The organism is Streptomyces sp. 63XJN7_1_ISO-PGPR-S23-121, from assembly GCF_056173025.1.
The window spans coordinates 1,845,715-1,861,124 of sequence record NZ_CM149653.1 but is presented as its reverse complement, the minus strand read 5'-3'; the positions used below and the strand labels follow the sequence as shown (position 1 = coordinate 1,861,124).

12 protein-coding genes and 1 riboswitch are annotated in these 15,410 nt (G+C 73.0%); of the genes, 6 read left to right on the top strand and 6 right to left on the bottom strand.

Annotation, left to right across the window (positions count from 1 at the left end):
• Positions 1-163 precede the first annotated feature (163 nt).
• Positions 164-445 (top strand): HPr family phosphocarrier protein, encoded by a 282-nt coding sequence (locus tag AC0VYN_RS08505; protein ID WP_019755624.1) that lies wholly within the window; start codon positions 164-166, stop codon positions 443-445.
• A 116-nt stretch (positions 446-561) separates the two neighbouring features.
• Here the strand turns inward: AC0VYN_RS08505 and AC0VYN_RS08500 are convergent, their stop codons facing one another.
• From AC0VYN_RS08500 to AC0VYN_RS08485, 4 genes are all read right to left on the bottom strand, one after another.
• Complete coding sequence (locus tag AC0VYN_RS08500; RefSeq protein ID WP_385469834.1) at positions 562-1,254, bottom strand: GntR family transcriptional regulator; 693 nt, start codon at positions 1,252-1,254, stop codon at positions 562-564.
• A gap of 225 nt (positions 1,255-1,479) precedes the next feature.
• Complete coding sequence (locus AC0VYN_RS08495; RefSeq protein WP_386923171.1) at positions 1,480-2,244, bottom strand: M23 family metallopeptidase; 765 nt, start codon at positions 2,242-2,244, stop codon at positions 1,480-1,482.
• Positions 2,245-2,256: 12 nt separating this feature from the next.
• A riboswitch (cyclic di-AMP (ydaO/yuaA leader) is annotated at positions 2,257-2,420 on the bottom strand.
• 191 nt (positions 2,421-2,611) lie between these two features.
• Positions 2,612-4,000: a M16 family metallopeptidase gene (locus AC0VYN_RS08490; RefSeq protein ID WP_475535427.1), complete on the bottom strand. Its 1,389-nt coding sequence runs from the start codon at positions 3,998-4,000 to the stop codon at positions 2,612-2,614.
• On the bottom strand, positions 3,997-5,385 hold the full coding sequence (locus tag AC0VYN_RS08485; RefSeq protein ID WP_475535426.1) for a M16 family metallopeptidase: 1,389 nt from the start codon (positions 5,383-5,385) through the stop codon (positions 3,997-3,999). Before AC0VYN_RS08485 ends, AC0VYN_RS08490 begins: the two co-directional genes overlap by 4 nt.
• 295 nt (positions 5,386-5,680) lie before the next feature.
• Here AC0VYN_RS08485 and AC0VYN_RS08480 point away from each other — a divergent pair, with 295 nt between their 5' ends.
• Positions 5,681-8,137: a DNA gyrase/topoisomerase IV subunit A gene (locus AC0VYN_RS08480; RefSeq protein WP_475535425.1), complete on the top strand. Its 2,457-nt coding sequence runs from the start codon at positions 5,681-5,683 to the stop codon at positions 8,135-8,137.
• Between the two features lie 22 nt (positions 8,138-8,159).
• On the opposite strand, the gene AC0VYN_RS08475 is transcribed toward AC0VYN_RS08480, so the two are convergent.
• Both AC0VYN_RS08475 and AC0VYN_RS08470 read right to left on the bottom strand, forming a co-directional pair.
• Positions 8,160-9,248 carry a CobW family GTP-binding protein gene (locus AC0VYN_RS08475; protein WP_475535424.1) on the bottom strand — a complete coding sequence of 363 codons (1,089 nt, stop codon included), beginning with the start codon at positions 9,246-9,248 and terminating at the stop codon, positions 8,160-8,162.
• 128 nt (positions 9,249-9,376) lie between these two features.
• Entirely contained in the window at positions 9,377-10,519 is a 1,143-nt protein-coding gene (locus tag AC0VYN_RS08470; protein WP_475535423.1) for a citrate synthase/methylcitrate synthase, read from the bottom strand.
• A 112-nt stretch (positions 10,520-10,631) separates the two neighbouring features.
• Here AC0VYN_RS08470 and AC0VYN_RS08465 point away from each other — a divergent pair, with 112 nt between their 5' ends.
• The 4 genes from AC0VYN_RS08465 (at position 10,632) to AC0VYN_RS08450 (ending at position 15,378) form a co-directional block, all read left to right on the top strand.
• The gene (locus tag AC0VYN_RS08465) at positions 10,632-11,891 is read left to right on the top strand and encodes a citrate synthase (protein ID WP_475535422.1); all 1,260 of its coding nucleotides are present in this window, start codon (positions 10,632-10,634) and stop codon (positions 11,889-11,891) included.
• A 54-nt stretch (positions 11,892-11,945) separates the two neighbouring features.
• Positions 11,946-12,887 (top strand): sucrase ferredoxin, encoded by a 942-nt coding sequence (locus tag AC0VYN_RS08460; protein WP_475535421.1) that lies wholly within the window; start codon positions 11,946-11,948, stop codon positions 12,885-12,887.
• 113 nt (positions 12,888-13,000) lie between these two features.
• Positions 13,001-14,701, top strand: coding sequence for an ATP-binding protein (locus AC0VYN_RS08455; RefSeq protein ID WP_475535420.1), 1,701 nt, complete (start codon positions 13,001-13,003; stop codon positions 14,699-14,701).
• Positions 14,698-15,378, top strand: a complete 681-nt coding sequence (locus AC0VYN_RS08450; protein WP_475535419.1) for a response regulator — start codon at positions 14,698-14,700, stop codon at positions 15,376-15,378. Before AC0VYN_RS08455 ends, AC0VYN_RS08450 begins: the two co-directional genes overlap by 4 nt.
• The last annotated feature ends 32 nt before the right edge of the window (positions 15,379-15,410 follow it).

Here is a 15,410-nt window from a genome sequence, read left to right as displayed (position 1 = left end):
GTACGGCTCGCGTACGACAACGGCGCGGGGCAGTCTGTGGAACGGGAGCCCGGGCCGAGGCCGCGGCCCGACGGCCACCCGGGGCGGCGCACGGCCGTCCGGCCATGCTTCACGATGTGGGAAACTGGTCTAGACAACCTGAACACCTGAAGGGCAGCAACACATGGCTGAGCGCCGCGTCAACGTCGGCTGGGCCGAGGGCCTCCACGCCCGCCCCGCCTCCATCTTCGTCCGGGCCGCCACGGCCACAGGCGTCCCGGTGACGATCGCCAAGGCCGACGGCAACCCCGTCAACGCGGCCTCCATGCTGGCCGTCCTGGGCCTGGGCGCCCAGGGCGGCGAGGAGATCGTCCTCGCTTCGGACGCCGAGGGCGCGGACGCCGCCCTGGACCGGCTGGCGAAGCTGGTCTCCGAGGGGCTCGAGGAGCTTCCCGAGACCGTCTGATGTGACGGCACACGAAAGGCCCGCCCGGACCACCGGGCGGGCCTTTTGCCGCCCCTGATTCCGGACAGCACGAATAAGCCCCGTGAATTACCCCGCTTTTGTATACGGCACCCGTGTCAATGCCGGAGCACCGGCGTATTTACGGGACGTTGCGCATTTCTCACGCCGTCGGGGCGGTCGCCGGACGTGAAGCGCAACCGGTGCGCCGCCGCCGACCGCTCGGCGTGCAGCGCCATGAGCGCTCGCGCCCGGTCGCCGTCGCCCCGTGCCACCGCGTCGACGACCGCGCCGCGCTCCGCCCACTGCTCCGCCGCGCCGGGCACCGTGTCCACGAGGTACATCCAGTCGATCTTGCGGCGCAGCTGGATCAGCATCGCCGTGAGGGAAGGACTGCCGGCGGCCTGTGCGAGGGTCTCGTGGAACCAGCCGCCCAGCGCGCGCAGGTCCTCGCCGTGGCCCTGCCTGGAGCGTTCCTGACCCAGCCTGACCAGGCCGCGCAGCACCTTGAGATGGGCCTCGGTGCGGCGCCGGGCCGCGCGGGAGGCACCGAGGGGCTCCAGGAGCGTGCGGGTCTCGAGCAGGTCGGCGGCCTCCTGTTCGGTGGGTTCGGCGACGCACGCGCCCGCGTGCCGCCGGGTCACCACGAAGCCCTCGGCCTCCAGGGTGCGCAGCGCCTCGCGGACCGGGACGCGGGAGACGCCGTAGCGGCGCGCGAGCAGTTCCTCGGTGAGCCGGCTGCCGCGCCCGTGGACGCCGGCGACGATGTCGTCCCGGATCGCCGTGCACACCGAGTGCGCCGGAATGCGCATGTCCGACCTCCGCCCTGATCCCCGTGAAACGTCGACAATGGACGCGTGTTCCGTGACTCTAGGCCAATGAACCGCACTTTCGGAGGGGCCGAGGGAATTCAGGGATATTTTTTGAACTTTCCCGGGCCGGAAACGAATCCGGCAGGGTGGTGCGGGCCCGCACGGAAATACAGCAGGGCCCCGGCTCGGGGAGCCGGGGCCCTGCGCGTGCCGTACCGTCCGTCGTCAGACGTTCACGCCGTGGGAACGGAGATAGGCGACGGGGTCCATGTCCGAGCCGTACTCCGGGCTCGTGCGGGCCTCGAAGTGCAGGTGCGGGCCGGTGACGTTGCCGGTGGCACCGGAGAGACCGATCTGCTGGCCGGCGCCGACCGACTGGCCGACCGAGACGCCGATGGACGACAGGTGGCCGTACTGGGTGTACGTGCCGTCGTGCATCCTGATCACGACCTGGTTGCCGTAGGCGCCGCCCCAGCCGGCCTCGACGACGGTGCCGACGCCGACCGCGTGCACCGAGGCGCCGGTCGAGGCGTGGAAGTCGATGCCGGTGTGGCTGCCGGAGGACCACAGGGAGCTGCCGGCCTGGTAGGCCGTGGACACGTAGGAGCCGGCGATCGGCGCCACGAAGGTGTTGAGGCGCTCGCGCTCCGCCTCGCGCGCGGCACGCTCCTTGGCCTCGCGCGCCTCCTCGGCGGCCTCGGCGGCCCGCTCGCGCGCGGCCTCCATGGCCGCCTCGCGGGCGGCGGCGTCCAGGGCGGCCTGCTTCTGCGCGGTGGCCTGGGCGTCGATCTCGTGGGCGATGGAGTCGCCGATGGTGACGACCGGGGTGAGTCCGCTCTGCTCGACCTCGGGCTCGGCGGCGAGGGCCGGGGCCGCGAGGGTGCCGACGACGCCGGTGGTGGCGAGGGCCGCGACGCCCGCCGCGCGGGCGGTGGTGCGGTGCATGCGGCTGGGACGGCGGTGCTTCCCGGTGGCGCGCGTGAACGCCATGTAGAGGCTGGTCCTTTCCTTCCCTCTCGCCTACCGGGTTAGCTGACGGGTTCGGAGCAGGAAGGTCTCCTACGGACCCCCTCGCCGGAGCGCGGGCGTCCGATTCACCCCAGGGACTGCGATGGGTCCCCGGCTCCCCTGGCTCGCGCCGTACGGGGACTCGGCGATGACTGTCCGGTGCCGCGGGTGCGGCGCACTGCCTGACGAACAGCCCGGACGACGCTAGACGCGGCTGTCTTCAATTCTCAAACGCAACACGGTTTTTGTAGCGCACGCCACAGGGCAGACGGGCAGCCTCTCCCCCAATTCGGACATCGGACGGCCCTGGTGACATTCGGGTCACCAGGGCCGTCGCGCACCCGTGCCGCTACTCGGCGGCCACGACGGTGACTTCACCGATGCCGAGGGCCTCGACGGGCTCCCTGATCCGCGCCGCGTCGCCGACGAGGACCGTCACCAGACGGTCCACCGGGAAGGCGTTGACGACCGCAGCGGTGGCCTCCACGGTGCCAGTGGCGGCCAGTTGGCGGTACAGCGTGGCCTGATAGTCGTCGGGCAGGTGCTGCTCGACCTGGTCGGCCAGCGTGCTCGCGACGGCGGCCGCCGTCTCGTACTTCAGCGGCGCCACGCCCACCAGGTTCTGCACGGCGACGTCGCGCTCGGCGTCGGTGAGTCCGCCCTCGGCGAGCGTGCGCAGCACCGTCCACAGGTCCTGGAGCGCCGGACCCGTGTTGGGCGTGTCGACGGAGCCGCTGATGGCGAGCATCGCGGCGCCCGTGCCGTCGGGGGCGGACCGCAGGACCTGCCCGAACGCCCGCACGCCGTAGGTGTAGCCCTTCTCCTCGCGCAGGACGCGGTCCAGGCGTGAGGTGAGGGTGCCGCCGAGGCAGTACGTGCCGAGTACCTGGGCGGGCCACACGCGGTCGTGCCGGTCGGCTCCGGTGCGGCCGATCAGCAGTTGCGTCTGCACGGCGCCGGGGCGGTCCACGATGACGACCCGTCCGGTGTCGTCGGCGGTCACCGGCGGCACCGGGCGCGGCTCGGCGGCGGAGCCGGTCCATGCGCCGAGGGTGTCGCCGAGCAGCTCGTCGAGGTCGATGCCGGTGAGGTCGCCGACGATGACCGCGGTGGCGGTGGCGGGGCGGACGTGCTTCTCGTAGAAGGCGCGGACGGCCGCCGCGTCGATGTCCGCGACCGTCTCCTCGCTGCCCTGGCGCGGGCGCGACATGCGCGAGTCCGCCGGGAACAGCTCCTTGGAGAGCTCCTTGGCGGCGCGGCGGGAGGGGTTGGCCAGCTCGTGCGGGATCTCGTCGAGCCGGTTGCGCACCAGCCGCTCGACCTCGCTGTCGGCGAACGCGGGCGCCCTGAGGGCGTCGGCGACCAGACCGAGGGCCTTGGCGAGGCGCGAGGCGGGCACCTCCAGGCTCAGCCGGACACCGGGGTGGTCCGCGTGCGCGTCGAGGGTGGCGCCGCAGCGCTCGAGCTCGGCGGCGAACTCCTCGGCGGAGTGCTTGTCGGTGCCCTCCGAGAACGCCCGCGCCATGATCGTGGCCACGCCGTCCAGGCCGGCGGGCTCGGCGTCCAGGGGGGCGTCGAGCGACACCTCGACGGCGACGACCTGCTGGCCGGGACGGTGGCAGCGCAGCACGGTGAGGCCGTTGTCGAGGCTGCCGCGCTCGGGTGCCGGGAACGCCCACGGCTTGGGCTCGCCGGCCTGCGGCTGGGAGTGGAATTCCATCGTGGCGAGCTCGGTCACTTGGCCGCCTCCTCGTTCTCGTCGGTGGCGTCGGTCACGGTGACGGTGACGGTGGTCTCGTCGGCGTCGGTCTCGTCGGCGGGGGCGGTGGGCTCGTAGACGAGCACCGCGCGGTTGTCGGGGCGCAGACGGGCCTTCGCGACCTCCTGGACCTCCTCGGCCGTCACCTCCAGCACCCGCCCCACGGCGGTGAGGGCGAGCTGCGGGTCGCCGAACAGGACGGCGTACCGGCACAGTTCGTCGGCGCGGCCGGCGACCGTGCCGAGCCGGTCCAGCCACTCGCGCTCCAACTGGGCCTGCGCGCGCTCCATCTCCTCGGCCGTGGGCCCCTCCTCGGCGAACCGGGCCAGCTCCTCGTCGATGGCGGCCTCGACGACGGGCACCTCGACGTCGCCGGAGGTCTTCACGTCGAGCCAGCCCAGAGAGGGCGCCCCGGCCAGGCGCAGCAGCCCGAAGCCCGCCCCGACGGCGGTGCGGTCGCGGCGCACCAGCCGGTTGTACAGGCGGGAGGACTCGCCGCCGCCCAGCACGGTCAGCGCCAGGTCGGCCGCGTCGCACGCGCGCGTGCCGTCCTCGGGCAGCCGGTAGGCGGCCATCAGGGCGCGCGCCGGCACCTCCTCCTCGACGACCTCCCGCAGCTCCTCGCCCATGACGTCCGGCAGCGAACCGTCCCGGGGGGCGGGCTTGCCGTCGTGGGAGGCGATGGAGCCGAAGTACTTCTCGATCCAGGCGAGCGTCCGCTCCGGGTCGATGTCGCCGACGACCGACAGCACCGCGTTGTTCGGCGCGTAGTAGGTGCGGAAGAACGCGCGCGCGTCCTCCAGCGTCGCCGCGTCCAGGTCCGCCATCGAGCCGATCGGCGTGTGGTGGTAGGGGTGGCCCTCCGGGTACGCGAGGGCGGTCAGCCTCTCGAACGCGGTGCCGTAGGGCACGTTGTCGTAGCGCTGGCGGCGCTCGTTCTTGACGACGTCCCGCTGGTTCTCCATGGACTCCTCGTCCAGGGCGGCGAGCAGGGAGCCCATGCGGTCCGCCTCCAGCCAGAGGGCGAGCTCCAGCTGGTGGGCGGGCATCGTCTCGAAGTAGTTGGTGCGCTCGAAGCTGGTGGTGCCGTTGAGCGAGCCCCCGGCTCCCTGCACCAGCTCGAAGTGCCCGTTGCCCTTGACCTGGCCGGAGCCCTGGAACATCAGGTGCTCGAAGAGGTGAGCCAGGCCGGTGCGCCCCTTGACTTCGTGTCGCGAGCCGACGTCGTACCAGAGGCACACCGCCGCGACCGGGGTCAGGTGGTCCTCGGAGAGCACCACGCGCAGGCCGTTGGCCAGGCGGTGCTCGGTCGCTGTCAGGCCGCCGGAGCCTGCCTGGGCTGTGGCCGTGTGACCCATGGGCATGTACGTCCCTTCGATCGCGGAAATCTCGGTGGCATCATCGGGCGGAACCGCGGAGTTTCCGCCGGTCCTGCCACTGTATGCAAGCGTGCGGGCCGCCGGTGGAGTTCCCGGTCCCCGTACGCCGAGAGCGAGCACGCGACCGGCGGGCCGCCGGGGACGGGACGACGGGGCGAGGGCGTACCCTGCGGGCAGCGCCGGGCCGGGCGTGACGGGCCTGGTCGGCCGCTGTCAGTGCCGCGGTCCACAATGGACCGCGTCAGATCACCGTTCACGCTTCAGCAAGGAGCCGGCAGCGATGGCCCGCCGTAGTACGAAGACCCCGCCGCCCGACGACTCGTACGAGGAGAAGATCCTCGACATCGACGTCGTCGACGAGATGCAGGGCTCCTTCCTCGAGTACGCGTACTCGGTCATCTACTCCCGTGCGCTCCCGGACGCCCGCGACGGCCTCAAGCCGGTGCACCGCCGCATCGTCTACCAGATGAACGAGATGGGCCTGCGGCCCGAGCGGGGCTACGTGAAGTGCGCCCGCGTCGTCGGCGAGGTCATGGGCAAGCTGCACCCGCACGGTGACGCGTCGATCTACGACGCCCTGGTCCGCATGGCCCAGCCCTTCTCCATGCGCGTGCCCCTGGTGGACGGCCACGGCAACTTCGGCTCGCTGGGCAACGACGACCCGCCGGCCGCCATGCGGTACACCGAGTGCCGGATGGCCGAGGCGACCAGCCTGATGACGGAGTCGATCGACGAGGACACCGTCGACTTCGGCCCCAACTACGACGGCCAGGAGCAGGAGCCGGTGGCCCTGCCCGCCGCCTTCCCGAACCTGCTGGTCAACGGCGCCTCCGGCATCGCGGTCGGCATGGCCACGAACATGCCGCCGCACAACCTGCGCGAGGTGATCGCGGCCGCCCGGCACCTGATCCGGCACCCGAACGCCGACCTCGAAGCCCTGATGAAGCACGTGCCGGGCCCCGACCTGCCCACCGGCGGCCGGATCGTCGGCCTGCCGGGCATCCGGGACGCCTACGAGACGGGCCGCGGCACGTTCAAGATCCGCGCGACGGTGTCCGTGGAGACCGTGACGGCCCGCCGCAAGGGCCTGGTCGTCACCGAGCTGCCCTTCGCGGTCGGACCCGAGAAGGTCATCGCGAAGATCAAGGACCTGGTCGGCTCGAAGAAGCTCCAGGGCATCGCGGACGTCAAGGACCTCACCGACCGCGAGCACGGACTGCGCCTGGTCATCGAGATCAAGAACGGCTTCGTGCCCGAGGCCGTCCTGGAGCAGCTCTACAAGCTGACGCCGATGGAGGAGTCCTTCGGCATCAACAACGTCGCCCTCGTCGACGGCCAGCCCCTCACCCTGGGCCTCAAGGAGCTGCTGGAGGTCTACCTCGACCACCGCTTCAATGTCGTACGGCGCCGCAGCGAGTTCCGGCGCACCAAGCGCCGCGACCGTCTCCACCTCGTCGAGGGCCTGCTCACCGCGCTGGTCGACATCGACGAGGTCATCCGCCTCATCCGCTCCAGCGAGAACTCCGCGCAGGCCAAGCAGCGCCTGATGGACCGCTTCTCGCTGAGCGACGTCCAGACCCAGTACATCCTGGACACGCCGCTGCGCCGGCTGACCAAGTACGACCGCATCGAGCTCGAGGCGGAGAAGGACCGGCTCAACTCGGAGATCGAGGAGCTGACCCGGATCCTCGACTCGGACGCGGAGCTGCGCAAGCTGGTCTCGGCCGAACTGGCTGCGGTGGCCAAGAAGTTCGGCACCGACCGGCGCACGCTCCTGCTGGAGTCGGCCGGCACCCCGGTGGCCGCCGTTCCGCTCCAGGTGGCGGACGACCCGTGCCGGGTGCTGCTGTCCTCGACGGGCCTGCTGGCCCGCACCGCGGACGACGCGCCCCTCGTCACGGACGCCGGCGCCAAGCGCGTCAAGCACGACCTGATCGTGTCGTCCGTGCCCGCCACGGCCCGCGGCGAGATCGGCGTGGTGACGTCCGGCGGGCGGCTGCTGCGGGTGAACGTGGTCGACCTGCCCCAGCTCCCGGAACCGCTGCCGACGCCGAACCTGTCGGGCGGCGCGCCGCTGGCGGAGTTCGTGTCCCTGGAGGACGACGAGACGGTCGTCTGCCTGACCACGCTGGACGAGTCCTCGCCGGGTCTGGCCCTCGGCACGGAGCAGGGCGTCGTCAAGCGTGTGGTGCCCGACTACCCCTCCAACAAGGACGAGTTGGAGGTCATCACGCTCAAGGACGGGGACCGGATCGTCGGCGCGGCCGAGCTGCGCACGGGCGAGGAGGACCTGGTCTTCATCACCGACGACGCGCAACTGCTGCGCTACCGGGCCTCGCAGGTGCGTCCCCAGGGCCGGCCGGCGGGCGGTGTGGCGGGCATCAAGCTCACCGAGGGCGCGAAGGTCATCTCCTTCACGGCGGTGGACCCGGCTGCGGACGCGGTCGTCTTCACGGTCGCCGGTTCGCGCGGCACGCTGGACGACTCCGTCCAGACCACGGCCAAGCTGACGCCGTTCGACCAGTACCCGCGCAAGGGCCGGGCCACGGGTGGTGTGCGCTGCCAGCGGTTCCTGAAGGGCGAGGACTGCCTGGCCCTGGCCTGGGCGGGTCCCCGGCCGGCCCGGGCCGCGCAGAAGAACGGCACCCCGGCCCAGTTGCCGGACGTCGATCCGCGCCGTGACGGCTCCGGCGTGTCGCTGCCGAAGACGGTGGCGGTGGTGGCGGGCCCCGCCTAGGGTCTGCCGTTCGGATCGGTCCCTAGGAGCCGGGCGGTGACTCCTCGCCGTCCGGCTCCGCCGGATCGCCGTCCTCGGGGTCCGGTACGTAGCGCAGGACACCCCACATGCCGTGTTCGTCGGCGTGCGGGGTGTCGCTGCGGCACGCGTCCAGTTCCTTGCCGAGCGCGGACGCGTCGATGCCGGCGCCGATCAGGACGAGCTGGGTGAGGCGCGGGCCTGCGGCCGGCCAGGGCTCGGGGCGGAAGCGCAGGAAACGCCCGACGGCGTGGACGGCGTACCGGTTGCGCGGGTCGTGCGGCCCGAAGTCGACGTAGCCCTTGATCCGGTACAGGCCCTCGGGCCGGCTGTCGAGGAACCCCATCAGCCGGCGCGGGTCGAGGGGCGTCTCGGAGACGAAGGACACGCTGTCGTAGGCGGTGTGCAGATGGCCGGGGTGCGCGTCGTCCGGCGAGTGGTCGTACAGGTCGTCGAAGGACAGCTGCCCGACACGCTCCTCGCCGGGCCGGCAGTCGAAGAGGAACTCGGGGTCGACCCGTCCGTAGGCCGCGGGGAGTACGGCCGCGCGGTCGGCGAGGGAACGGACGAGAGCGAGGGTCCGCTCGGCGTCCGGGACCCGGTCGGTCTTGTTCACCACCACGAGGTCGGCCAGCGCCAGGTGCCGGTCGATCTCCGGGTGCCTCGCACGCGTGGCGTCGAACTCGGCGGCGTCGACGACCTCGACGAGACCGCCGTACACGATCTCCCGCTGTTCGCTGGCGAGCAGCATGCGCACGAGCTCCTGCGGCTCGGCGAGGCCGCTGGCCTCGATGACGATGACGTCGATGCCGGCGTCGGGCCGGGCCAGCCGCTCCAGGTACCCGTCGAGTTCACTCGCGTCGACTGCGCAGCACAGGCACCCGTTGCCGAGCGAGACGGTGGAGTCGCCGAGGGCGCCGGCCACGGCCATCGCGTCGATCTCGATGGAGCCGAAGTCGTTGACGACGGCTCCGATGCGGCTGCCTCCGCTGCGGTGCAGGAGGTGATTGAGCAGGGTGGTCTTCCCGGAGCCCAGGAATCCGGCGAGTACGACGACCGGGATCTGCCGGGAAGTCGGGCGCTGCCCCGTCATGCGACCTCTCTCTCACCTGCGCGTACTCCGTCCCGCGGCAGCGTGTACCCACGGGGACGGAACTACTGCTCAGGATACGAGCGGACGAGGTCGCCGAGGAGTGGACCTCCCGGCCCGCCCGCCCCTTCTCAGCCCGCCGCGGGCACGCCGACCGGCGCCCGCGGGCCCACGTACCGCGCCGCCGGCCGGATGATCTTCCTGTCCCCCGCCTGTTCCAGGATGTTCGCGCTCCAGCCCACCACCCGTGCCGCCGCGAACGTCGGCGTGAACATCTCGCGCGGCAGACCGCACAGCTCCATGACCACGCCCGCGTAGAACTCGACGTTCGTGTGCAGTTCGCGCCCGGGCTTCAGTTCCGCGAGGATCGCCTCCACCTGCCGCTCCACCTCGACCGCGAACTCCACGCGCGGCCCTCCGAACCCCTGGGCCACCTCGCGGAGCAGCCGGGAACGGGGGTCCTCCGTGCGGTAGACCGCGTGGCCGAATCCCATGATGCGGTCGCCGGCGAGCACCCGTTCACGGATCCACGGGTCGATGCGGTCGGGCGTGCCGATGGCGTCCAGGGTGTCCAGCGCCCGGCTGGGTGCCCCGCCGTGCAGCGGACCGGACAGCGCCGCGACCGCTCCGGCGAGGCAGGCAGCCACGTCCGCCCCCGTCGAGGCGATGACCCGCGCGGTGAACGTCGACGCGTTGAAACCGTGGTCGATGGTGGAGATCAGGTACTGCTCGACCGCCCGCGTGCGCCGCTCGTCCGGCTCCGTGCCGGTCAGCATGTACAGGTAGTTCGCGGCGTACGGGAGATCCTCGCGCGGTTCCACGGGGTCGAGTCCCCGCCCGAGCCGGTGCAGCGCGGTGAGCAGTGTCGGCACGGCCGCGGCGGCCTCGAGGGTGTCCTGGCGGCGCCGGCCGGCGTCCAGGTCGTACACCGGCGTGAACCCCTTGGCCGCGCCCAGCAGCGACAGCGCGGTGCGCATCCCGGCGAGCGGCCCGGAGCGTCCGCCGGCCGCCGCTATGGCGGGCAGTGCGGTCCTCACCTCGTCGGGCAGCCGCCGCAGTGCCGCGGTCGCGGCAGCGAAGGCGGCGCCGCTCCGCGCGTCGGGCAGTTCGCCGTTGACGAGGAGGTACCAGACGTCCTCGAAGTTCCGGGTCCTCGCCAGCTCGACGGCGGAGTACTGCCGGTAGTGGTAGAAGCCCTCGAGGCCCCTGACGTCACCGACCTCGGTGTCGGTGACCACGACTCCCGCGAGTCCTCGCGGCACGTTGACGGACATGTTCGCCTCCCTGAACTCAATACAACTGTCTATAGTTGACTATCCACCTGTCAATATTGATTGAGTCAATATGCCGCAGGACCCGGCCCCGAGCATCGATACGGTGACCCCCATGCGCGATCAAGACCCCGGACACTCCGCCGGCACCGAGCGGCGCCTGACCACCCGGGAGGCCGCCGAGCTGCTGGGCGTGAAGCCCGAGACCGTGTACGCGTACGTCAGCCGCGGTCAGCTCGGCAGCCGGCGCGCACCGGGCGGCCGGGGCAGCACCTTCGACGCCGAGGAGGTGCGGACGCTCGCCCGCCGCAACCGGCGCGAGAGCGGTCCCGCCCAGGCCTCCGGACAGGAACTGGCCGTGCGGACCCGCATCACGCTCATCGAGAAGGACCGGTACTACTACCGGGGCGTCGACGCGGTGGACCTCGCCACGCGGCACAGCTACGAGGAGGTCGCCGAGTGGCTGTGGACGGGCCGGTCGCGCCCCGGCGTCTCCTTCACGGCACCGGAGGCCTCGGTGGCGGTCGCCCGCCGGGCCGTCGCCGCCCTGCCCGAACACGCCGGCCCCACCGACCGGCTGCGCGTCGCGGCCATCGCCGCCGCGGCCGCGGACCCGCTGCGCTTCGACCTGTCCGAGGACGCCGTGCTGGGCACCGCCCGCGTCCTCATCCCCACCCTGGTCGACGCGCTGCCGCCCGTGCGGTGCGGCCACGCCGACCGCGGACCGATCGCCCACCGGCTGTGGACCCGGCTGAGCGGACACGCCGCCGACGAGGCGTCGCTGCACGTCCTCGACACCGCGCTCTCCCTGCTCGTCGACCACGACCTGGCCGCCTCCACGCTCGCGGTGCGGGTCGCCGCGTCGGCGCGGGCGCACGCGTACGCGGCGGTGTCCGCCGGGCTCGGCGTGATCGAGGGGCCGTTGCACGGCGCGGCCGGCGGGCTCGCCCACCGGATGCTGCTGGAGGTGCTCGACCAGGGCAGCGCGGCGCCGGTGGTCGCGGAGGAGTTGCGGGCCGGCCGCCGGATCCCGGGGCTGGGTCACCGGCTCTACCCCGGGGAGGACCCGCGCGCGCGTGCCCTGTTCGCCCTCCTGGAGGACATCCCCGGGGCCGCGCCCGCCCTCGCGGCGGCCCGTGACGTAGTGGCCACCACCGCCCGCCACACGCCCCTGCACGCCAATGTCGACCTGGCACTCGCCGTGTTCACCGCCTCGTCCGCCATGCCCGCCTCGGCCAGCGAGACGATCTTCGCGGTGGCCCGTACGGCGGGCTGGATCGCGCACGCGCTCGAGGAGTACGGGGAGCGCCCCCTGCGCATGCGACCGAGCGGTCTGTACTCGGGGCCGAGGCCCCCGCAGCCCCTGCCGGAGTAGCTCCCGAGCGCGGCCGGAAGTCATCTCCGGCCAACTCAGGTTAGGCTCACCAAGGTGAGTACGTGCTCAACCGTCTCCCGGGACCTCGGCGAGCCCGTTTCGGGGACGGCACCGGTCGCGAGGACCTGGCTGCTGCTCGAACAGCCCGGCCCCTGGGGCGCCAAGGCGCTCACGTCGAGCCACCTGGATCCCGCGCTGGGCCGCGCCCTGGAGGCGGCCGCGAAGGGGACGGGCGTACGCATCGCGCTCATCCGCCGCCCCGGCCGCCACGCCGACAGCCGCACCCCCGCCGACCGCCGGGTGTACGCGGCCCACACCACGCCGGGGAACGCCTGGCTGCACGGCGCCACCCTCTCGGACCCCCGCCGGCTGCTCGACCTCGACTTCGCCGCGCTCGGCGGGGGCGACAGCCGTTCGTTCGACGCCGCGCTCACCGGCCGTCCGCACACCGGCGATCCGCTCGTCCTCGTGTGCACCAACGGGAAGCGCGACCGCTGCTGCGCCCTCCTCGGCCGTCCCCTGGCGGCCGAGCTCGCCGCCTCCGGGTTCGAGGGGGTCTGGGAGGTCACCCACCTCGGAGGGCACCGCTTCTCCCCGACGATGCTCGTCCTGCCGCACGGCTACGCCTACGGCAGGGTCCGTGCCGACGACGTCGAGGACATCGTGCACGGCGTCCGGGACGACCGGATCGTGGTGGACCACTGCCGCGGGAACTCCGCGTGGGACCGGCCCGGCCAGGCGGCGGAACTGGCCGTCCGCTCGGCGCTGGGCGAGGACGCCGCGCAGGTGCTGAGCATCGTCCGCACCGACGGCCACGCCCCGCTCTGGGAGGTGACCGTCGCCCACACCGACGGACGGCACTGGCGGGTCACCGTCGCCCAGGGCGCGTCGCAGCCGGCCCGCCCGGAGAGCTGTGCGACGTCGGTGCTCGGCTCGCCGGCCCGGATGGAGGTCACGACGGTCCGCGAACTGACGGTGACGGCACTGGCGAGCTGAGACCGCGGCGGGAACACCGGAGGCGTCCGCTCGCCGCCCCCGGCCACTCCGCGCGCGAGATCCGCGCCACACCCGTCTCCGGCACGCCGCGGCCCCCACGTACCGTCATGGGTATGAGCTCCACTCCCCCCGTTCGCCGTCTGCGCCTCGGCCTGCCGCGGCGGGTGTTCTCCCAGGTGCTGCTGATGCAGGTGGCGATCGCCGCGGGGGTCGCGGTGCTCGCGACCGGGCTGTTCCTGGCTCCCCTCGGCGATCAGCTGGACGACCAGGCGATGCGCCGGGCCCTGGCGATCGCGCAGACCACCGCGCAGAATCCGCAGATCGCCCGGGACCTGCGCAGCAGTCCGCCGACAGCGGGCGGCCCGGTGCAGCGGGAGGCGGAACGGGTCCGCGAGGCGACCAGCGCGGAGTACGTCGTCGTGATGGACCGGCAGGGAGTGCGCTGGTCGCACACCGACCCGGCACGGATCGGCTCGGTCGTGTCCACCGACCCCGGACAGGCCCTGGCCGGCCGTGAGGTCATGGAGATCGACAACGGCACCCTGGGCCGTTCCGCGCGCGGCAAGGTGCCCCTGCGCGACAGTGACGGCGACATCGTCGGGGCGGTCTCGGTGGGCATCGCGTACGACAGCGTCCGGGCCCGGCTGATCCACGCCATTCCCGGGCTGCTCGCCTACGCCGGAGGTGCCCTGGCCGTCGGCGCGCTGGCCGCCTGGCTCATCGCGCGCCGGGTCCAGCGGCAGACCCGCGACCTGGCCTTCTCGGACATCGCGGGGCTGCTCGCGGAGCGCGAGGCCATGCTGCACGGCATCCGGGAGGGCGTCGTCGCCCTGGACCGCGGCGGCCGGGTCCGGCTCCTCAACGACGAGGCGCAGCGCCTGCTGGGCATCGGCTCGGAGGCCGTCGGCCGCACCCCCGACGAGGCGCTCGGCGCGGGCCGCACCGCCGACGTCCTGGCCGGGCGGGTGGCCGGCACCGACCTGCTGACCGTGCGCGGACAGCGGGTCCTGGTCGCCAACCGGATGCCCACCGACGACGGCGGCGCCGTCGCCACCCTGCGCGACCGCACCGAGCTCGAGCAGCTCGGCCGTGAGCTGGACTCGACGCGCGGTCTGATCGACGCCCTGCGCGCTCAGGACCACGAGCACGCCAACCGCATGCACACGCTGCTGGGGCTGCTCGAACTGGAGATGTACGACGACGCCGTGGATTTCGTCGGCGAGGTGGTCGGCGACCACCGGGCCACCGCGGAGCAGATCACCGAGCGGATCCGGGACCCGCTGCTCGCCGCGCTACTGGTCGGCAAGGCGACCGTCGCGGCCGAGCGCCAGGTCGCCCTGTGGGTGTCGGACCGGACACGGCTGCCGGACCGCTTGGTGGACCCCAGGGGGCTCGTCACGGTCGTAGGCAACCTGGTCGACAACGCGCTGGACGCCGTCGCGGGCGCGGCGCACGCGCGCGTGGAGGTTGGACTGCGCGCGGAGGGCCGCGGGGTGACGCTCACGGTGCGCGACACGGGTCCGGGAGTCCCGCGTGAGCACCGCGAGCTGGTGTTCACGGAGGGATGGTCCACCAAGGAACCGCCCGCGCACCGCCGGCGCGGCATCGGACTGTCCCTGGTGCGCAGGCTCGCGGAGCGACAGGGAGGCAGTGCCACCGTCCGCGCCGCGCACGGCGGGGGCGCGGAGTTCGTCGTCGTCCTGCCCGAGGCGCTGACCGAGGCGGACCCGCGGCCCGCCCTCACCGTCCCCGTGCGCCCCGGTCCCGACAGCACCGGCCGCGTGCACACCGTCGCGGAGGAGGAGTCCCGATGATCGAGGTCCTGGTCGTGGACGACGACACGAGGGTCGCGCGGGTCAACGCCGCCTACGTCGAGAAGGTGCCGGGCTTCCACGTGGCCGGCGAGGCGCACAGCGCGGCGGAGGCGCTGCACCGCGTGGAGACCCTGCCCCGCCTGGACCTGATCCTGCTGGACCACTATCTGCCCGACCGGACCGGTCTGGAGGTCGTCCGGGAGATGCGGCGGCGTGGTCACCAGACCGACGTGATCATGGTGACGGCCGCGCGGGACGTGTCGACCGTCCAGGCGGCGATGCGACAGGGGGCCCTGCAGTACCTCGTCAAACCGTTCGCCTTCGCGGGCCTGCGCGCCAAGCTCGAGGCCTACGCGGAGCTGCGCCGCACCCTCGACGGCGGGGGTGAGGCCGAGCAGGCGGAGGTGGACCGCATCTTCGGCGCCCTGTCGGCGCCTTCGGAACCGGGACTGCCCAAGGGGCACTCCCCCACCACCGCCGAGCTGGTACGCCAGTGCCTGATGAGCGCCGATGGGCCGCTGTCCGCCCAGGAGATCGCGGAGCGGACCGGGGTGAGCCGCCAGACCGCCCAGCGCTACCTGAAGCTCCTGGAACGCACGGGACGGACGCGGCTGACCCTCAAGTACGGCGACGCGGGCCGTCCGGAGCACCGTTACGAGTGGGCCGCCCGCGCCTGAGACGCCGGGCGCGCCGCCGGCGGACGGGGCCG